Here is a 16,998-nt window from a genome sequence, read left to right on the forward strand (position 1 = left end):
TGACCAGGGTCCCCGCGCCCGGTGTGGGACGGCTCTCCTCCCGGTAGGCCCGTTTCGGTACGTCCCTGACAAGGGGCGGTGACCCTTTCGTGTCCCGGACGGGACTAGGGTTTCTGGCCATGTGGCCAGGACAGCAGCCGCCCGGGGGAGAGCAGAACCCGCAGGCGCAGAACAATCCGTACCAGCAGCCGGGATACCAGCAGCCGAACCCGTACCAGCAGCCCGGCGCGCAGCCGCCGGGGGCTCCGCAGCCCGGCGCGCAGCCGCCCGGCTACCCGCAGCAGCCGGCTCACCCGCAGCAGCCCGGCGGCCCTTACGCGCCGACCCCGCAGTGGGGCTCCCCCGCCGTGCCGGGCGCCCCCCAGGGCGGCGGGGGCGGGAACCGGACGAAGGTGGTGGCGATCGTGGCGGCCACGGCCGTCGTGATCGCCGCCGGGGTGACCGGGTTCCTGGTGCTGGGCGGTGACGGGGACGACGACAAGCCCACGACGGCCGGTGGCGACCGCAGCGCGAGCGCGTCGGCGTCGACGCAGCCGAGCGCGTCGCCCTCCGCCTCCGCGGGCACCGACGACAACCCGCGGAGCAACGAGAAGGAGGAGCCGACCGTCGCGGGGTGGAAGGTCGTCATCAACGCGAAGTGGGGCATCGCCTTCGACGTGCCGCCCGACTGGGAGGTCCAGTCGCCGGGGCTCAGCCAGGGCTTCGAGTGGAAGGACAAGGAGAAGCCCACCGGCTACGACTCGATCATCCAGTCGGGCACGGCCGAGTACCGCTCCAAGTGGTGCACCTCGGACGAGGACAAGGACGGCAGGACCGACGACACCCCACTCGCCGTGGTCGGCAGCAAGGGTGCCGAGGGCGCGAAGAACACCGACGAGATCGCCCTCAACACCCCCGCCTGGTGGGTCTTCGGCGGGTACACCGAGCCGGACAAGAAGAGCCTCACCTTCGACAAGAAGGCCACGCCCTTCACCACCACCTCGGGAATCAAGGGCAGTTACTCGTGGGCCCGCTCGACGAACACGCCGCAGAAGGGCAAGTGCGCGAGCGACGGCAAGGCCATCACGTTCGGGTTCAAGAACTCCAACGCCGACTTCGTGTCGTGGAACCTGTACGGCGCGAAGGGCGTGAAGGACGAGGTGTCGGAGGAGACCGTCCTCAAGATCCTCGCCACGGTCCGCCTGCACGGGACGCCGACGGGCGGCTGACCGGGGCGGGTGGATTCGGCCGGTACGGGGTTTGGCAGACGGGGGCGCGGGCGGCGATAGTCGGCCCGTGACCTCCCCCACCGCCCCCGTCCCCCCGGCCGGCCGCGCCGACCGGTCACCCCGGCTGCGCCGACCCGCCTGGGCGGGGCGCAACTACAGCCTGCTCACGGGCGCCGCGTTCATCACGGGTCTCGGCAGCAACGGAGCGCTGATCGCCGCCGCCTTCGCCGTCCTGGAGGCGGGCGGCGACGGCGGGGACGTCGGTCTGGTGGCGGCGGCCCGCACGCTGCCGCTGGTGCTGTTCCTGCTGATCGGCGGTGCGGTCGCCGACCGGCTGCCGCGGCACCGGGTGATGGTCGCGGCGAACGCGCTCAACTGCGTGTCGCAGGGCGCGTTCGCGGTCCTGGTCCTCACCGGCGAGCCCCGGCTGTGGCAGATGATGCTGCTGACCGCGCTCGGCGGCACCGGTCAGGCGTTCTTCAGTCCGGCCGCCGAGGGCATGCTGCTGTCGTCGGTGGAGGGCGAGCAGGCCGGGCGGGCGTTCGCGGTGTTCCGGATGGCGATGCAGGGCGCGGGCGTCGGCGGCGCGGCCCTGGGCGGCGCGATGGTCGCGGCGACCGGGCCGGGCTGGGTCCTCGCGGCGGACGCCGCCGCCTTCGCGCTCGCCGGGTCGCTGCGGGCGTTCCTCGACGTCAGCCACATCCCGGCGCGCGGCCGGGGCGACGGGGTGCTCGCCGATCTGCGGGAGGGCTGGCGGGAGGTCAGCGGCCGTCCCTGGCTGTGGAGCATCGTGCTCCAGTTCTCGATCGCGAACGCCGTGGTGGCCGCCGCCGACGCGGTGTACGGCCCGCTCGTCGCCCGCGACCACCTGGGCGGCCCCGGCCCCTGGGGCGTCGCGCTCGGCTTCTTCGGCGCCGGGACGGTGGCGGGCGCGCTGCTGATGACGCGCTGGAAGCCCCGCCGCCTGCTGCTCGTCGGCACGCTGGGCGTCTTCCCGCTGGCCCTGCCCTCGGCGGCGCTCGCCGTACCGGCGCCGATCACGGTGCTCTGCGCGGTGATGTTCCTGACCGGCGTCACCCTGGAGGTCTTCGGGGTGTCCTGGATGACGGCCCTGCACCAGGAGATCCCGGAGGAGAAGCTCTCCCGCGTCTCGGCCTACGACTGGTTCGGCTCGGTCGCGATGGTGCCGCTGGCGACCGCGCTGACCGGTCCGGCGGAGTCCGCGTTCGGCCGTACGGCGGCGCTGTGGGGCTGCGCCGCGCTGGTCGTCGTGGTCACGGCGGCGGTCCTGTGCGTGCCGGACGTACGCGGCCTCACCCGCCGTACGAGGCCGGTGACCGGCCGGGCCGCCGCGCCGCTCACCGGGAACGGCCCGGCACCGCGACCGGGCGCCGAGGCCGACGCCGAGTCCGGGGCGCAGGCGAAGTCGGCCCGCCCACCGGCCGGTTGAGTCTCCGCCCCGCCGCACACCTCGGCCGACTCCCTCAGCCGATCCCGAAAGCCCCCGCCGGAGGCAGCGGTGACGCCACCGCCTCCGTCTCCTCCACGGGCCGGGCGTCCCCGGTGAACTCCCGCAGCGCGGACCCGTGTTCGACGCGGGCCGGGAACGGGTCGGAGGCCGTACGGCGGGCGAGGGCGGTGAGATCCAGGGGCCGGTGGGAGGCGATCAGGACGGCGTTGCCGAACCGGCGGCCCCGCAGCACGGCAGGCTCGGCGACCAACGCCAGCTCACCGAACACGGCCGCGAACGTGGCGAGTTGGGAGCGCAGGAAGGCGAACGGCGCGGAGTCCGCGAGGTTCGCGAGATACACCCCGTCGGCGCGCAGCACCCGCCCGGCCTCGCGGGCGTAGGCGAGCGTGGTGAGGTGGGCGGGCACCTGGGAGCCGCCGAAGACGTCGGCCACCAGGACGTCGGCCGTGGCGTCCGGGGCGGCCTCCAGCCAGGCCCGCGCGTCGGCCGGGTGGACGGTGACGTCCGCGTCGGCGTCGGCGTCGGCGTCGGCCGGGAACGGCAGGTGCTCCGCGACCAGCGCCGACAGCCCCCGGTCGGCCTCCACGACGTGCTGCCGGGAACCCGGCCGGGTCGCGGCCAGGTAGCGGGGCAGGGTGAGCGCGCCGCCGCCGAGGTGCAGCGCGTCCAGCGGCCGTCCGGGCTCGGCGAGGACGTCGAGGACGTGCCCGAGGCGCCGCGTGTACTCGAACTCCAGGTGCGTGGGCTCGTCGAGGTCGACGTACGACTGCGGGGCCCCGTCCACGGTGAGCAGCCAGGCCCGCTCCCGATCGACGTCCGGCATCAGCTTGGCGGTGCCGTGGTCGACGGCACGGGTCACGGGTATCGAGTCGCTCACCAGCCCATTGTGCCGCCGCCCGCCACCCCGGACGCACGGGCAGACGGGCAGACGGGCAGACGTACGGGGCGGACGTACGGCGGGGAACCGGGCCGATGGCATGGCCCGGTTCCCCGCCCGCCCTCGGGACGCGGTCGTCACGCCCCGTCTTCTTTCACAGCACGACCGTCACCGTCCCGGCCCCGACGGTCCGGCCGCCCTCGCGGATCGCGAAGCCGAGGCCCGCCTCCAGGGGCACGTCCCGTCCCAGCTCGACGGTCATCCGGACGTGCTGCCCCGGCCGGGCGGCGGCGACCTCGCCCAGGTCGACGTCCCCGACGACGTCGGCCGTCCGGATGTAGAACTGCGGCCGGTAGCCGGTGGCGATCGGCGTGGTCCGGCCGCCCTCGCGGGCCGACAGGACGTACACCTGCGCGGTGAAGCGGCGGCTGGGGACCACGCTGCCGGGGGCGGCGACGACGTGGCCGCGCCCAACCGCGTCGCGCGGGACGCCGCGCAGCAGCAGCGCCACGTTGTCCCCGGCCTGCGCCTCCTCCATCGGCTTGCCGAAGGTCTCCAGGCCGGTGACGACGGTCTCCAGCCCAGCGCCGAGCACCTCGGCCCGGTCGCCGACGCGGACCGTGCCGCGCTCCAGCGCGCCGGTGACGACCGTGCCGCGCCCGGTGATGGTGAGCACGTTCTCCACCGGGAGCAGGAACGGCGCGTCGACGTACCGCTCGGGCATCGGCACGTACGTGTCGACCGCGTCGAGCAGCGCGTCGACCGACGCCGTCCACCGCAGGTCGCCCTCCAGGGCCTTCAGCCCGGAGACCCGGACGACGGGCGCGGCGTCCCCGTCGTAGCCGTGCCGGGTGAGCAGGTCGCGGACCTCCAGCTCCACGAGGTCGGTCAGCTCCTCGTCGCCCGCGTCGGCCTTGTTGAGGGCGACGACGATGTGGTCGACGCCCACCTGCCGGGCGAGCAGGACGTGTTCGGCGGTCTGCGGCATGATCCCGTCGACGGCGGAGACGACGAGGATCGCCCCGTCGAGCTGCGCGGCGCCGGTGACCATGTTCTTGACGTAGTCGGCGTGGCCGGGCATGTCGACGTGCGCGTAGTGGCGGGTGTCGGTCTCGTACTCGACGTGCGCGATGTTGATGGTGATGCCGCGGGCCGCCTCCTCGGGCGCGCGGTCGATGCGGTCGAACGGCACGAACGTGCCCGCCCCGCGCTCGGCGAGGACCTTGGTGATGGCGGCGGTCAGGGTGGTCTTGCCGTGGTCGACGTGGCCCATGGTGCCGATGTTGAGGTGCGGCTTGGTGCGCACGTACGCGGTCTTGGACATGGCGGTTCCTGGAAGCCTCTCGGGATGCGGTGCGCGACGGCCCCGGCGGCGCGGGCGCGCGGCCGGGACGGGGACCCCGGGAACCTCACCGACCCTCCCCCTGCGGGGTCCGCCGGTCGATCCGGAGAGGGTCAGCTTCGGGCGCCGTCGGCGGCGGCCGTGTGTGCCGCGAGTGCGGTGGGAGGCGTGGGAACGGCAGCCTTCGGCGCATCCGCGAGGGCGGATGCCGCGAGGAGGAAGGCGTACCGGAACATGGTGCCGATCCTCGCCGACGCGTCGGCGGGTGTCGAACGAATTACCCGGCGGGACCGGGCGGAACCGTGAAGAACCGGCGAGGAACCGGGAGAAGGGGGCGTGGGCACGTGACGGCCGACGGCGAGGGCCGGGGCGGGCGGACGGCCGCCGAGTGGTGGGAGCTGCTCCCGGCCGGGGTGCGCGGCCAGGTGGACCGCCTGGTCCTCCAGGACGCCTGGCTGCCCGCCGTGCGCGCGGTGTGGGAGGCGGGCCGGGCCCGGGGGCTGGGGCTGGCGGAGGCGCAGTACGTGGTGCACGCACGGCTCCTGCACCACGGCGACCGGGTGGCCCGTACGCCGCCGGACCCGCTGGACGCGGAGTCGCTGGACGCGCGGGCGGCGGGCGCGCCCGGCCGGGTGGTGGCGGTGGAGGCGGTGTGGGACGGCGACACCGTGCACGACTGGTTCGTGAACCTGATCGCCCTCACCGAGGCGCCGGAGGGCGAGATGCGGCTGGCGACCGTGTACCGGTCGGCGGCGACCGCGTTCCTCGGCGACGAGGCGGCGGGGGCCCGGCATCCGTCGGCGGTGGTCGCCGCACGCGTCGGCGGGGCGCTGGCCGGGCGGCTGTCGGTGCCGTTCCACTTCGGGAGCCCGGCCGAGCCGGACGACGAGGCGCCCCGGCTGCGCCGCTGACGCGGGGGTGGGCACGGGGGGTGGGCCGACGGCGCCTCAGTCGCCGACGTGTTTGAGGGCCTCGCGGACCGACAGCGGGGCGAACCGGCCGCGTTCGCGGGCCAGGAAGGCGCGGACGGCCTCGGGGTCGGTGCGGGCGTACTGGCGCAGCGCCCAGCCGATCGCCTTGCGGATGAAGAAGTCGGGGTGCCCGGACTGGCGCAGGCAGTAGGCGAACAGCCGGTCGGCGTCGGTGCGTTCCTTGTAACCGAGCTGGTGGAGGAGGGCGGTGCGGGCCACCCACAGGTCGTCGTCGCCGATCCAGGCGTCCATCTCGGCGACGAGCCGCGGATCGGCGGCGACGAGCGGGCCGACGACGTGCGCGGCGAGCAGGTCGACGGTGTCCCACCAGGGATCCGTGGTGATCAGGCGGCGGGCGACGGGCAGGAAGCCGGAGGAGCAGCGGCCGACGTGACGGCGTACGTAGTCGACGGCGAAGTACCGGTACTCGCGCTCGGGCAGCGCCCAGCAGCGCAGCGCGATCGCCGCGCAGTCCGCCTCGTCCGGGCGGGGCGTCCCGGCCAGCACGGTCCGGGAGAGGGCCCGCCGCTCGGGGGTGGGCAGGCCCAGGAAGGGGCCCACGTCCTTCATGTAGGCCCGCATGGCGGCGGCGCGCTCGGGATCGGCCGCGGTCGGGTACGCGGCCGTCAGCCGGGCGAGGACGGTGTCGGCGAGCGGGCTGCGCGGTCCGTCCGGTGCGCTCGCGCCTGTGACGGTCATGAGACGCACCATACGGCGATCACACATGTCCTTCGGTTACTGTCGCCGGATGCTCGATGCCACCACCCGCTCTGGGGGCACCGCCACGGCCACTCCCCCGGCCGCCGCCACGGAGCCGGCCGTCCCCACGCCCTCGCTCATCCCCGCCCAGGTCACACCGGGCCGGGCCACCAGACCTGCCGCGGCGGCCACCGCGCCCGCCCCGGCGGGCTTCGCCGCCCGCTGCACCAGAACCCTGCGCTCCAGAGCCCTTCTCTCCCAGGCTCTGCTCTCCCCGTGGGCGCGCTTCGCGCTGCTGGTGGCGCTGCTCGCGGCGGCCGGGTCGTGCGTGCTCGCCTTCGAGCCGCAGAAGCTCCTGGCCGACGGCTGGCCGCCGCAGCTCGGCGGCGTCGGCGCGGTCCTGGTCTTCGCGGTGGTGTACGGGCTGTGCACGGTGGCGTTCGTGCCACGCCCGCTGCTGAACCTGGCAGCGGGGGCCCTGTTCGGCTCCCAGTGGGGTCTCGGCGCGGCGCTCACGGGCACCGTCCTGGGCGCCGGGATCGCCTTCGGCCTCGGCCGGTTCCTCGGCCAGGACGCGCTGCGGCCCCTGCTGCGGGGCCGGCTGCTGAAGGCGGCCGACGGCCAGCTCAGCCGGCACGGACTGCGCTCGATGCTGGCGGCCCGCCTCTTCCCGGGCGTCCCGTTCTGGGCCGCGAACTACTGCGCCGCCGTCTCCCGCATGGGCTGGACCCCGTTCCTCCTCGCCACCGCCCTCGGCTCGATCCCCAACACGGCGGCCTACGTCATCGCCGGAGCCAGCGCCGACTCCCCCGGCTCACCGGTCTTCCTCCTCTCGGTGGCCGCGATCGTCGTCCCGGCCCTCGCGGGCACGGCGATGGCCTGGCGGAAACGGCACCATCTGCGGGCGGCGCGGGCGCACTAGCCTCCCGGCGGGTGCGGTGGGGGGGCGAATCTCACCCTGACCCCTGGGCAGCCCCTACCCCGCCTGGCCCGCCCCTCAGCTCCGGCGCAGGCGAACCCCGCCCGCTCCCGATCCCGCTCGGCCGCGCTGCGCCCCTCACAGCGCCTCCAGAATCATCGCGTTGGCGAGGCCGCCCGCCTCGCACATGGTCTGGAGGCCGTAGCGGGCGCCGCGTGCGCGCAGGGCGTGGACGAGGGTGGTGGTGAGGCGGGTGCCGCTCGCGCCGAGCGGGTGGCCGAGGGCGATCGCGCCGCCGTGGACGTTGACCTTGCCGAGGTCGGCGCCCGTCTCCTGCGCCCAGGCGAGGACGACGGCGGCGAAGGCCTCGTTGACCTCGAAGAGGTCGATGTCGGAGAGCCGCAGGTCCGCCCGCCGCAGCACCTTCTCGGTGGCCGGGATCACGCCGGTGAGCATCAGCAGCGGGTCGGAGCCGGTGACGGCGAAGTCGCGCAGCCGGGCCAGCGGGCGCAGGCCGAGGCGGGCGGCGGTGTCGGCGGAGGCGATGAGGACGGCCGAGGCGCCGTCGTTGATCGGGCTGGCGTTGCCCGCGGTGACGTTCCACTCGATCTGGGGGAACCGTTCCGCGTAGGCGGGGTCGTGGTAGGCGGGCCGCAGTCCGGCCAGCACTTCGGGGCCGGTCCCCGGCCGGACGCTCTCGTCGCGCGCGACGCCGTCCAGCGGGGCGACCTCCGCGTCGAAGAGGCCGCGCGCCCAGGCGTCGGCGGCGCGGTGGTGGGAGGTGACGGCGAACTCGTCCATCCGCTCGCGGCCGATCGACCACTTGGCGGCGATGAGTTCGGCGCTGATGCCCTGCGGGACGAGCCCCTCGGGGTAGCGGGCGGCGATGCCGGGTCCGAACGGGTCGGCGCCGGGCGGCACGTTGGACCACATCGGCACCCGGCTCATCGACTCCACCCCGCAGGCGACGACGAGGTCGTAGGCGCCCGCCATGACGCCCTGGGCCGCGAAGTGCACGGCCTGCTGGGAGGAGCCGCACTGCCGGTCGACGGTGGTCGCGGGCACGGTCTCGGGGAAGCCCGCCGAGAGGGCGGCGTAGCGGGTGGTGTTCATGGCCTGCTCGCCGACCTGGTCGACGGTGCCGCCGATCACGTCGTCGATGAGCGCGGGGTCGACGCCGGACCGCTCGACGAGGGTGCGCAGGGTGTGGGCGAGGAGTGCGACGGGGTGGACGTGGGCGAGGGCGCCGTTCGGCTTTCCCCGGCCGATGGGGGTGCGTACGGCTTCGACGACGACTGCGTCACGCATGTGCGGGCCTCCTTGGCCGCCGGGCGGTACCGGACCGCGGGCCTCCGCCGCGGGTGCGGCGAGCGGCAGCACGATTACCGGTGAGTAGGAAATCCGGACCCACCATAGCCTGGTGAGTTGGAATTTCAAACCCTCTCCTACACTGGCCGGTATGGCCGCCCCCACCGACGTCACCGCAGCCCGCCGCGACCCCCGGAACCCCAGGGACCCGCGCCCCTGCTCGATCGCCGACGCCCTCGCCCTGGTCGGTGAGAAGTACGCGCTGCTGGTGCTGCGCGAGGTCTGCCTGGGCAACGGCCGCTTCGACCAGCTGGTCCGCAACACGGGCGCCCCGCGCGACGTCCTGGCGGCCCGGCTGCGGCGGCTGCTGGACGCCGGGATCCTCACCAAGCGCGCGTACAGCGAGCGCCCGCAGCGGTTCGAGTACCGGCCCACGCGCGCGGGCCTCGAACTGGAACCGGTCCTGATGAGCCTCATGGCCTGGGGCGACCGGCACGTCCGCCGGGGCGAGAACCGCCCGATGATCGTCGAGCACGCCTGCGGCCACGAACTGGTCCCCCAGGTCACCTGCACCGCCTGCGGCGACCCCGTACGCCACGAGGACCTCACCGCCCGCCCCCAGGCGCCGGGGTGGGACCTCAGCGGCCCCGCGCCCGCGCGCACTCCGGGCGCCGCGGAGCCCACGGCACCCTAGGTGGCCTCCGGCCAGCCCTGTCCGCCTCGCGATGCCCGGCCCGCGCTCCCGCCGCACCGCCTCCCCCGCGGGCCACGGCCCTGCCCTCTCCCCCCGCCTTCCAAACCCTGGTGACGAACCGGCCGACCGGGGGCGCTACGCTGCCTTTCGGCACATGACTTGATCACCTCGCACCATCCGTCACGTGCCGGGCACCACCCAGCGCACCACCCACCCCGCAGCACCGCCCGAGCACTTGCTCAGCGCGCGCGGCAGCCCGCCGTGAACGTCGCCTCCCCGATCGGCACTTGGACTCTCTGACCTCATGTCTTGGTTTGAATCACTCATCCTCGGACTCGTCCAGGGGCTGACCGAGTTCCTCCCCGTCTCCTCCAGCGCGCACCTGCGGCTGACCGCGGCCTTCTCGGGCTGGGAGGACCCCGGCGCCGCCTTCACGGCGATCACCCAGATCGGTACCGAGGCAGCGGTGCTGATCTACTTCCGCAAGGACATCGGGCGCATCCTCTCCGCCTGGTCACGGTCGCTCTTCAACAAGGAGATGCGCCGGGACCACGACGCCCAGATGGGCTGGCTGGTGATCGTCGGCTCGATCCCGATCGGCGTCCTCGGCGTGACCCTGAAGGACCAGATCGAGGGCCCGTTCCGCGATCTGCGGATCACCGCCACGATGCTCATCGTGGTCGGCATCATCATCGGTGTCGCCGACCGCCTCGCCGCCCGCGACGAGCAGGGCGGACGCCACCGCGCACCCAAGCAGCGCAAGGGACTTGAGGACCTCGGCGTGAAGGACGGCCTGATCTTCGGTCTCTGCCAGGCCGCCGCGCTCATTCCGGGCGTCTCCCGTTCCGGCGCCACCATCAGCGGCGGCCTCTTCATGGGCTACCGCCGCGAGTCCGCCGCCCGCTATTCGTTCCTGCTGGCCATCCCCGCGGTCCTCGCCTCCGGCACCTTCGAACTCAAGGACGCGATGGAGGGCGGCCACGTCTCGTGGGGCCCGACCGCCTTCGCCACCGTCATCGCCTTCGGCACCGGATACGCGGTCATCGCCTGGTTCATGAAGTTCATCAGCACCAAGTCGTTCATGCCGTTCGTCTACTACCGCGTGGTGCTCGGTGTGGTCATTATTGCGCTGGTCAGCGCGGGTGTCTTGAGTCCTCATGCCGCCGAATCGGCCCACTGATCCGGTCGTAGGGCGGCCCCCGGAGTGGGCAACCGGATGCGCGAGAGCGCGTAGATTCACGTAGGAGCACGCATCGAAGCGTGGGCTTTTGCGGGTCGATTCTCCCAGTGCTCTCCCATGCCGAGGCGGGAGAGAATGCAGAGCCGCCCTCCGGCCGCCCACTTGGGAGGTGGGACTTGGCAGACCGGAGGGCGGCATCGCGGCCGGCGGGCATCAATGGTGCTCGCCGGCTGCTCATTGGGGGCGGGTGAATCATCGGTGCCAGCTTGGTGCCCCATCACCTTCCCTGGCGGGCTGCTGGAACGCTTGAGATCGGCTGCGTTCACCCGAAAGAGCGAACGCGTGTTCGATGCCTGGACACTACATGGAGCCCTGCGGCATATGCCACCAGGCCGCAGGGCCTGAACCTTCACGACACCTGATCGATCAAGATCGATGAAAGCCTGGTGGTACCAGGCTGACGAATGATCATGATGGTCAGAGCGTTTGTCGGATGCAACGCGAGCTGGAGGACGACGACTGGCTGAGGAGCGAGCGCCAGCGCATCGGCCGGTCCATCAAGGCTGCCCGCGAGTACGCGGGCAAGACGCAGGAGCAGGTGTTCCTGGCGGTCCCGCTTAACCGGTCCCACTACCAGGAAGTCGAGGCCGGGAGGGCTAACCCGTCACTCAACACTCTGCTCGCCATCGCACGGGCCATTGGGGTGTCCGTGGCCGACCTCCTTAGGCAGCGTTGACGTTGAGTCAACAGCCAACATTGAGCCACACTCCGGCGCAAGATCTTCGCCGCATATATCTGAGCGGATGCTGTGCGCCCCGAGTGAAACTGTGACCCTCCGTGGAGACCCTGGCCAGGACTGACCCGGTTGCGGACTGTCCCGTCGGTCAGGAGCCGGAGGCGAGCTGCCTGGCTGCTTCGGCGGCTATCCGCCACCATTCCCGCCACAGTTCCAAGGCTGTCTCGCACTGCTGGTCGACGTCACGGCAGGCCGGACAGTTCACGGCGTGCCCCGCATAGTCGGCGTAGGCCTGCTGGGCAGGGGGGAGCCGGCTGCCCGCGACTGCAAGGGGTGTGGCGGGTTGGAGTGGTTCTCTACGCTCTTCCATGTCGACGCTCCGTTCGTCGGCTGCCTCCGGGGCTGCGCGGCCCGCGGCCTCGGAGGCTCGTGAAATTGCAGGCTACCGCTACACACTGCTTCATGCCGCTATATGGAGCACCGTGGCGCTACCTGCCGGTACGTGACGCGTCAAGCGGCTCTACGTTCGGATCATGGGTGACCAGCAGCCGATCGATCCGTCCCGGCCCGTCTACGTCTGGCAGCAGGTCGCAGACCACATTGCGCGCCGCATCCAGACTGGCGAACTGCGTGCGGGCGCCCGGCTGGAGGGTGAGCGGGAGCTTGCCGAGCATCTGGGTGTAGCGGTGGGCACAGTACGGCGCGCCATCGAGGACCTGCGGGAGCGCGGCCTGGTCGTCACGTTGGCGGCAAAGGGGACCTACATCGCCAACGATCCAGCCGAAGAAACCGGGCAGCCCTGACACACTGGCGGCATGACTGAACCCCGGCCCGGTGTGAGCCAAGACGCGATATTCCGGTGCAGCCTGGACGTCGGCGGGGAACGCGTCACAGCCCACCGGCAGGTTGCCCGCATGCTCCTGATGGCCCATCCGGAGGCGCGAGACCACGTCGAACGCGAGCTGCGCCTCGAGCTAGCCCAGGAGATCGTGAAGAAGCTGGACCCTCCGGTGGAAGAGGTCGACTGGTGCGGCCGAGAAGTCGACCGCGGGGTCAGCCGGGATGAGGCCCTTCGGCTGGCCACGACGCAGGCCCAGGCTCTCTCGCGGCTGGCTTCGCAGCTTGAGGAGGCGGGTGAGAACTACGCTCTCCCGGATGCGTGGCAGGCGCGGGATGCCGCCCTGGCGTTGGTGGCGAAGCTGGAGGGTGACGATGGCAGGCTTCCGACCGACCCGAGGTTCTGGGCTGCTCGCCGCCGCTGACAGACCCGGCCTCTAGACTGATCGGCATGACCCCCACCTGCCCGGACCGGGCTCCTGTGCGGCCTGCTGCCATGGTGGATGCGGAGATCCGTGCCCTGATGGCGGAGACGGGTGGCTGGTTGTGGGGGCCGACGCGGGCCCGGTACGAGCGGCTGCGGGATGAGTGGGTCGCGGCTGTGCGGGCGGAGGAGGTGACAGCGGCGGCGTGATGCCGTCCGGGTCCCGCCGTCGGACGGCCGCAAGGGGTGGGCGTAGGACAGCTCTCTCGTTCGAGCCCGGCCGCCGCCGGGACCCCGGTCCCCTTGCTCTTGAGGGCGCGCGCTGGCCAGCCACGCACGGGACGCCCCTACGAAGGCAGGATAGCCACAGCCGTGCCGGGCGTTCCGTCGGTTTCCGCTCGGGTGGCGCTTGGGCTGTGCCATAGTGGTCGGGCCGCCGGGCAGTTGGGCGGATACTCCCCGCGTGAGCGGGGGTGAACCGAAGCTCTAGGTTCCGGTCACGCTGTTCCCCGCCTGTGCGGGGGTGCTCCAAAGTTCCAGGCTCCCGAGCGCTGCTCCCCGCACCTGCGGGGATGGTCCAAAGTTTCAGGCTTCCAAGTCCTTGGACTGCTCCCCGCTCTCGCGGGGATACGAAAGCCCCACCCGCTCGGGTGGGGCTTCGTCACTTCCGCAGGTCGGTACGCGCACCCCGGCCGGGCCGGGCCGCCTGCGCCGCCCTCACCTCGTCCGGGTCGAACAGGCTGTAGGCGCGGCCGCGGTCGTCGATCTGCCGCTCTGTCGCCTTCACTCCCAGCCGGGAGAGCGTGCCGCGCGCGCTACCCGGCCGCACGCCGAGGTGTGCGGCCACCTCGGCGATCGTCCACAGCTTCCTCTCGGTCACAGGTCGGCCGTGATCTCGTCGATGGTCTGCTGGATCTCGGGCAGGGCACCGTCGATGAGGTCGTCATCGGCGTCGTCCCCGATCCAGTCGACGATCTCGTGTCGGCGGGCGACGATGCGACCGGCCCGCACGTATGCCTCGTCCCACACGTCCAGCTCCGGCCCCTCCGGGGAGGTCTTGACGTAGAGCACGGGGTTCTCGCTGGTGCCAGCCAAGAGGTGGCGGATGTCCGAGGCGATGACGGTGATGGCCATGGTGTTCCTTCCGTGGGGGTTGGGTCAGGCGTAGACGGCGGCGAGCGCCTCGCGGATCTCGGCGGCGGTCTCGTCGGACACGACCAGCCAATGGTGCACGTCGACGTCGGCGGTGTTGCTGGCGAGCAGCTCGGGGCGGGCGGGCCGCCGCTCCAGGATGACGGTGTCGCCGTCGGTCTCGATGATGCCGTCGAGCATGGCGTGGATGGCGTCGTGGGCGTCGGTGCGGCTGAGGCCGTAGCGCTCCTGGGTCTCGTCGAGGAGGTCGTAGCTGCTGATGGTGCGGCCGTGGGTCTGGTTGAAGATCTCGCTGGTCATGTGGTGCCCCCCCTGGGTTGGTGCCGGGGTGGTGTCCTCGGCGCTGACCCAACTATGCATCACGTGATGCGTAGTTGTCAAACGGGAGATCCCCATCATGACCGAGCCCGCAGAGGGTCGACCGCATGTCCGTCCGCAAGTGGACCGGCAAGCTCTAACGCCATACAGTCGGGAACTGCCGAGCGATCGGCGGTCCGGCCGCCGCCTCACCGGCATGCCGGTGAGGCGGCGGGTGGTTCCCGCTCCGTGACAGCGGTCGAGAACCACCATTGGCTGAGACCGGCCGTTCTTGGCACACTCATTGCGCCAAGAACGGCCATCAGGCGAAGTGGTTGATCACCCAGCCGACTACTGCAGCGAACAAGATGAGAACCAGTCGTCTCCACGTCGTCGACCCCGGACACGCGAAAGCGGCCCCGCCCTCCCGGAGGAGAGCAGGCCCGCCGCGCGGAGGAGATGACGACAGCGGCGTGATCACTTTACGGGCGTCCGTAAAGTGATCACCGCCCCCGCACGAGGGCGACCGGGGTTTCGCTCAGGCCGAAACCCTTGGAGCCCCGTCTCTCCGCGCGAGGGTGTCCGGCTGGTACGCAGATTGTGCGGGCCGCGCGGCACCCCGGTAACCCCGGCCCGTAAGATCCGCCCATGCCTGTCATCGCCCTCCCCGCCACCCTCCTCAACGTGGAGCGCGCCGCCTGGACCGAGATCCAGGCCGGACAGCTCACCGTCCCCACCGCGCACGCCGTACAGGCCGCAGTCACCCAGTTCGCGGCCGCGGGCGGACACGACCGGTACCAGGTCGAAATGGGACTCAAGCAGGCCGTGCGGCACCCGGATCAGTAGCGGCGATTCCGGAGCGGCGGGAACCGCACCTCCAACTCAGCCGGCTCGACACGCCCCCTCTCCAGCGCCTGCCGGGTCGCCTCCGGCACCTCCACGCCAGTCGCAGCGGCGGTGTCCAATGCCTGCTGCGGCACCTCCAGATCGCTCAACTGATCGATACTGAACAGCCCCGTCGCAAGGCCGATCGCGAAGGCGTGCGCGATGTTGCGGGCACCCAGCTTGGCGACCGCCGCGTTGATCACATTGGTCGCCTGGCTCGGGCCGATGCTTTCCTCCGCGCCCGCCTCCGCCCTGGTGGCGCCCTTGACGCACGCCAGCAGCAACGCGGCCTCGCGCGGGGTGAGATACAGGACCTTCACACTGCCTCCTGGCGCCGTCGGAGCGGCCATCGTGACGGGCGGCCGCGCGGATCGGCAAGAGGTCCGCTTTTCTGCGGGATCGGCTAGAACAGGTCGCGCCAGTCAGCCGGATACCCAGGTCGTTCACGGCGGATCTCCCGCCACGCGGCATCCGCCTCAGTATCCCGCGCGGCCTCGGCAGCACGCGCATCCCGGCGGGCCCGCTCCGTAGCGGCCCGCTGCTCGGCAGTCACAGGGGCAGGACGATGCCGGTACAGGTAGGCGCCGTCATCCGCCCGGCACGGCCCGCCCCATCCAACCTGCGGCTCATACTGAGCCTTCGGGATCGGGACGATCGACGACGCGCCCACAGCCCAAGCCGGGACCGGAGGGAGTTCCGGGACGAGGTACAGCGGCGGCGGCGAGACGTCCGGGATGGCGAGAGTACGACCATCAGCCGGACCATCAACGAACCTGATAGTGATACCCACAGCCCCCCTCTCGTTGCGGCCCCGCCCGGCGCTGTTCGGGCGAGGCCCCAGCAACAACAACCCGACTGCTCGTAGTGTCGGACGCGGTCAGGCTACCCGCCACCACCGACAACCCCAGCGTCCGCCGACGTGGTCGGCCACTCCGTCAGCACGGCGCCCGTCTCATCGTCAGCCAGCGCGACCCGAGCACCCGGCCTCCCGCCGTACTCGCCATACCAGGCGAGGGCCTTCCTCCGGGCCGTCGCCTCCGACGCCCACCAGCCATGCCGCGCCGGACGGCCACCCAGCCACAGCGTCACGTGAAACCGGTCGCCGGTCATACGAGGCGAATCCCGCGGGTCCGTCGCCGGTCCCGGACGATCGCGCCCTTCGCCTCCAGCTCCCGCAGGTGATAGTGCACCGTCGACCTGCTCGACAGGCCCACCGCGGTCCCGATCTCCTGCAATGTCGGCGCCTCCCCGCGGTCCGCGATCGCCTCGCGGATGTGGCGGAGGATGCGTTCCTGCATGTCAGTGGGGTGCTCGGCGCGGCGTCTTACCATCACTCCAGTAGAAACCTTGTTCGAATAATGGTGCAACCTGGAACCGTGCCCGACCTGCCACCCGACCTCCCCCGACTCCGCACACTGGAGTCCTACCTCCAGCTGCTCCTCGCCGAGGTCCAGCAGGCCATCACCCGCCGCGAACACGAAGCCGAAGCGGCCGAACGCGGCAGACAAGCACGCCCACCCAGCCCCGACTGGATGCTGTCCTTCGGAATCGGCGGACGCACCAAACCCCCCACCGCCGTCCACGAAGGCCACTGCACCATGGCCGGAGACCGCACCCGCGGCATCACCCGAGAAGACGCACTACGCTGGCTCGCCGAAGGAATCCCCGCCTGCACGTTCTGCCGCCCCGACACCGAACTCGGCTACCTCGACGGCTAGACACTGGGCCCGATGTCAGTGCCGCCCGCCACAATGCCTCCATGACCAGCACACTCCAGCACTACGGCCTCACCTGGACCGACCCCCAAGGCATTCCGCGCGCCTCCGCCGTCGGCTACGACAAGCCCTCCGCCGAACACCGCCGCACCGAACTCGCCGCCGCCGGATGCACCAGCATCGAGACCGTGCCCATCCAGCCCGGACAACTCCCCGCACCCAAGGGCTGACCCCGCGTCTCGCGTCGCCGACATGAGAACGCCCGACCCTGGAAGGGGTCGGG

21 protein-coding genes are annotated in these 16,998 nt (G+C 72.2%); 12 read left to right on the forward strand and 9 right to left on the reverse strand.

Going from position 1 to position 16,998, the window contains the following annotated elements:
• Nucleotides 1-119 precede the first annotated feature (119 nt).
• Together ACIQPQ_RS30925 and ACIQPQ_RS30930 are read left to right on the forward strand one after the other, a co-directional pair.
• On the forward strand, nt 120-1,208 hold the full coding sequence (locus ACIQPQ_RS30925) for a hypothetical protein (protein WP_401310305.1): 1,089 nt from the start codon (nt 120-122) through the stop codon (nt 1,206-1,208).
• A gap of 67 nt (nt 1,209-1,275) precedes the next feature.
• A complete protein-coding gene (locus tag ACIQPQ_RS30930) occupies nt 1,276-2,658 on the forward strand; it encodes an MFS transporter (protein WP_401310308.1) in 1,383 nt (460 codons plus the stop codon).
• A 34-nt stretch (nt 2,659-2,692) separates the two neighbouring features.
• Here the strand turns inward: ACIQPQ_RS30930 and ACIQPQ_RS30935 are convergent, their stop codons facing one another.
• Entirely contained in the window at nt 2,693-3,556 is an 864-nt protein-coding gene (locus tag ACIQPQ_RS30935) for a spermidine synthase (RefSeq protein ID WP_401310310.1), read from the reverse strand.
• 154 nt (nt 3,557-3,710) lie between these two features.
• A complete protein-coding gene (tuf, locus tag ACIQPQ_RS30940; protein WP_401310313.1) occupies nt 3,711-4,880 on the reverse strand; it encodes an elongation factor Tu in 1,170 nt (389 codons plus the stop codon).
• Between the two features lie 362 nt (nt 4,881-5,242).
• Between tuf and ACIQPQ_RS30945 the strand changes: the two genes are divergently transcribed.
• The gene (locus ACIQPQ_RS30945) at nt 5,243-5,809 is read left to right on the forward strand and encodes a hypothetical protein (protein ID WP_401310315.1); all 567 of its coding nucleotides are present in this window, start codon (nt 5,243-5,245) and stop codon (nt 5,807-5,809) included.
• A gap of 36 nt (nt 5,810-5,845) precedes the next feature.
• Here ACIQPQ_RS30945 and ACIQPQ_RS30950 read toward each other — a convergent pair whose 3' ends face one another.
• Nucleotides 5,846-6,568, reverse strand: coding sequence for a DNA alkylation repair protein (locus ACIQPQ_RS30950; protein ID WP_401310318.1), 723 nt, complete (start codon nt 6,566-6,568; stop codon nt 5,846-5,848).
• Nucleotides 6,569-6,617: 49 nt separating this feature from the next.
• On the opposite strand from ACIQPQ_RS30950, the gene ACIQPQ_RS30955 reads away from it, so the two are divergent.
• Entirely contained in the window at nt 6,618-7,490 is an 873-nt protein-coding gene (locus ACIQPQ_RS30955) for a TVP38/TMEM64 family protein (protein WP_401310321.1), read from the forward strand.
• Between the two features lie 135 nt (nt 7,491-7,625).
• Here ACIQPQ_RS30955 and ACIQPQ_RS30960 read toward each other — a convergent pair whose 3' ends face one another.
• Entirely contained in the window at nt 7,626-8,795 is a 1,170-nt protein-coding gene (locus ACIQPQ_RS30960; RefSeq protein WP_401310324.1) for a thiolase family protein, read from the reverse strand.
• Between the two features lie 151 nt (nt 8,796-8,946).
• On the opposite strand from ACIQPQ_RS30960, the gene ACIQPQ_RS30965 reads away from it, so the two are divergent.
• The 5 genes from ACIQPQ_RS30965 to ACIQPQ_RS30985 all read left to right on the forward strand — a co-directional run bounded on the left by ACIQPQ_RS30965 (nt 8,947) and on the right by ACIQPQ_RS30985 (nt 12,667).
• On the forward strand, nt 8,947-9,489 hold the full coding sequence (locus tag ACIQPQ_RS30965) for a winged helix-turn-helix transcriptional regulator (RefSeq protein ID WP_401310326.1): 543 nt from the start codon (nt 8,947-8,949) through the stop codon (nt 9,487-9,489).
• Between the two features lie 304 nt (nt 9,490-9,793).
• Entirely contained in the window at nt 9,794-10,669 is an 876-nt protein-coding gene (locus ACIQPQ_RS30970) for an undecaprenyl-diphosphate phosphatase (RefSeq protein WP_401310329.1), read from the forward strand.
• A gap of 493 nt (nt 10,670-11,162) precedes the next feature.
• Nucleotides 11,163-11,405: a helix-turn-helix domain-containing protein gene (locus ACIQPQ_RS30975; RefSeq protein ID WP_401310331.1), complete on the forward strand. Its 243-nt coding sequence runs from the start codon at nt 11,163-11,165 to the stop codon at nt 11,403-11,405.
• Between the two features lie 533 nt (nt 11,406-11,938).
• Complete coding sequence (locus ACIQPQ_RS30980; RefSeq protein ID WP_401310332.1) at nt 11,939-12,208, forward strand: winged helix-turn-helix domain-containing protein; 270 nt, start codon at nt 11,939-11,941, stop codon at nt 12,206-12,208.
• A 12-nt stretch (nt 12,209-12,220) separates the two neighbouring features.
• Nucleotides 12,221-12,667 carry a hypothetical protein gene (locus ACIQPQ_RS30985; protein WP_401310335.1) on the forward strand — a complete coding sequence of 149 codons (447 nt, stop codon included), beginning with the start codon at nt 12,221-12,223 and terminating at the stop codon, nt 12,665-12,667.
• A gap of 660 nt (nt 12,668-13,327) precedes the next feature.
• On the opposite strand, the gene ACIQPQ_RS30990 is transcribed toward ACIQPQ_RS30985, so the two are convergent.
• From ACIQPQ_RS30990 to ACIQPQ_RS31000, 3 genes are read right to left on the reverse strand one after another with little or no spacing between them, the layout of a single operon-like run.
• Complete coding sequence (locus tag ACIQPQ_RS30990; protein WP_401310338.1) at nt 13,328-13,546, reverse strand: hypothetical protein; 219 nt, start codon at nt 13,544-13,546, stop codon at nt 13,328-13,330.
• Entirely contained in the window at nt 13,543-13,800 is a 258-nt protein-coding gene (locus tag ACIQPQ_RS30995; protein ID WP_401310340.1) for a hypothetical protein, read from the reverse strand. Before ACIQPQ_RS30995 ends, ACIQPQ_RS30990 begins: the two co-directional genes overlap by 4 nt.
• Before the next feature lie 24 nt (nt 13,801-13,824).
• Nucleotides 13,825-14,118, reverse strand: a complete 294-nt coding sequence (locus ACIQPQ_RS31000; protein WP_401310343.1) for a hypothetical protein — start codon at nt 14,116-14,118, stop codon at nt 13,825-13,827.
• Between the two features lie 645 nt (nt 14,119-14,763).
• On the opposite strand from ACIQPQ_RS31000, the gene ACIQPQ_RS31005 reads away from it, so the two are divergent.
• Entirely contained in the window at nt 14,764-14,961 is a 198-nt protein-coding gene (locus ACIQPQ_RS31005) for a hypothetical protein (protein WP_401310346.1), read from the forward strand.
• Here the strand turns inward: ACIQPQ_RS31005 and ACIQPQ_RS31010 are convergent.
• Both ACIQPQ_RS31010 and ACIQPQ_RS31015 read right to left on the reverse strand, forming a co-directional pair.
• Nucleotides 14,955-15,320, reverse strand: coding sequence for a hypothetical protein (locus ACIQPQ_RS31010; protein WP_401310349.1), 366 nt, complete (start codon nt 15,318-15,320; stop codon nt 14,955-14,957). The two genes, ACIQPQ_RS31005 and ACIQPQ_RS31010, sit on opposite strands and share 7 nt — an antisense overlap.
• A gap of 786 nt (nt 15,321-16,106) precedes the next feature.
• Nucleotides 16,107-16,298: a LexA family protein gene (locus ACIQPQ_RS31015; RefSeq protein ID WP_401310352.1), complete on the reverse strand. Its 192-nt coding sequence runs from the start codon at nt 16,296-16,298 to the stop codon at nt 16,107-16,109.
• A 78-nt stretch (nt 16,299-16,376) separates the two neighbouring features.
• Here ACIQPQ_RS31015 and ACIQPQ_RS31020 point away from each other — a divergent pair, with 78 nt between their 5' ends.
• On the forward strand, nt 16,377-16,718 hold the full coding sequence (locus ACIQPQ_RS31020) for a DUF6233 domain-containing protein (RefSeq protein ID WP_401310353.1): 342 nt from the start codon (nt 16,377-16,379) through the stop codon (nt 16,716-16,718).
• A 41-nt stretch (nt 16,719-16,759) separates the two neighbouring features.
• The gene (locus ACIQPQ_RS31025) at nt 16,760-16,945 is read left to right on the forward strand and encodes a hypothetical protein (RefSeq protein ID WP_401310356.1); all 186 of its coding nucleotides are present in this window, start codon (nt 16,760-16,762) and stop codon (nt 16,943-16,945) included.
• Nucleotides 16,946-16,998 lie beyond the last annotated feature (53 nt).

The sequence above is a fragment of the Streptomyces sp. NPDC091281 genome (assembly GCF_044757425.1).
Taxonomy (GTDB): domain Bacteria; phylum Actinomycetota; class Actinomycetes; order Streptomycetales; family Streptomycetaceae; genus Streptomyces.

Excerpts from the sequence above, each read along its gene's own strand:
- ACIQPQ_RS30925 (WP_401310305.1), top strand. The coding sequence starts at position 120 with ATGTGGCCAGGACAGCAGCCGCCCGGGGGAGAGCAGAACCCGCAGGCG.
- tuf (WP_401310313.1), bottom strand. The coding sequence starts at position 4,880 with ATGTCCAAGACCGCGTACGTGCGCACCAAGCCGCACCTCAACATCGGC.
- ACIQPQ_RS30950 (WP_401310318.1), bottom strand. The coding sequence starts at position 6,568 with ATGACCGTCACAGGCGCGAGCGCACCGGACGGACCGCGCAGCCCGCTC.
- ACIQPQ_RS30955 (WP_401310321.1), top strand. The coding sequence starts at position 6,618 with ATGCTCGATGCCACCACCCGCTCTGGGGGCACCGCCACGGCCACTCCC.
- ACIQPQ_RS30960 (WP_401310324.1), bottom strand. The coding sequence starts at position 8,795 with ATGCGTGACGCAGTCGTCGTCGAAGCCGTACGCACCCCCATCGGCCGG.
- ACIQPQ_RS30965 (WP_401310326.1), top strand. The coding sequence starts at position 8,947 with ATGGCCGCCCCCACCGACGTCACCGCAGCCCGCCGCGACCCCCGGAAC.
- ACIQPQ_RS30970 (WP_401310329.1), top strand. The coding sequence starts at position 9,794 with ATGTCTTGGTTTGAATCACTCATCCTCGGACTCGTCCAGGGGCTGACC.
- ACIQPQ_RS30975 (WP_401310331.1), top strand. The coding sequence starts at position 11,163 with ATGCAACGCGAGCTGGAGGACGACGACTGGCTGAGGAGCGAGCGCCAG.
- ACIQPQ_RS30980 (WP_401310332.1), top strand. The coding sequence starts at position 11,939 with ATGGGTGACCAGCAGCCGATCGATCCGTCCCGGCCCGTCTACGTCTGG.
- ACIQPQ_RS30985 (WP_401310335.1), top strand. The coding sequence starts at position 12,221 with ATGACTGAACCCCGGCCCGGTGTGAGCCAAGACGCGATATTCCGGTGC.
- ACIQPQ_RS30995 (WP_401310340.1), bottom strand. The coding sequence starts at position 13,800 with ATGGCCATCACCGTCATCGCCTCGGACATCCGCCACCTCTTGGCTGGC.
- ACIQPQ_RS31000 (WP_401310343.1), bottom strand. The coding sequence starts at position 14,118 with ATGACCAGCGAGATCTTCAACCAGACCCACGGCCGCACCATCAGCAGC.
- ACIQPQ_RS31005 (WP_401310346.1), top strand. The coding sequence starts at position 14,764 with ATGCCTGTCATCGCCCTCCCCGCCACCCTCCTCAACGTGGAGCGCGCC.
- ACIQPQ_RS31015 (WP_401310352.1), bottom strand. The coding sequence starts at position 16,298 with ATGCAGGAACGCATCCTCCGCCACATCCGCGAGGCGATCGCGGACCGC.
- ACIQPQ_RS31025 (WP_401310356.1), top strand. The coding sequence starts at position 16,760 with ATGACCAGCACACTCCAGCACTACGGCCTCACCTGGACCGACCCCCAA.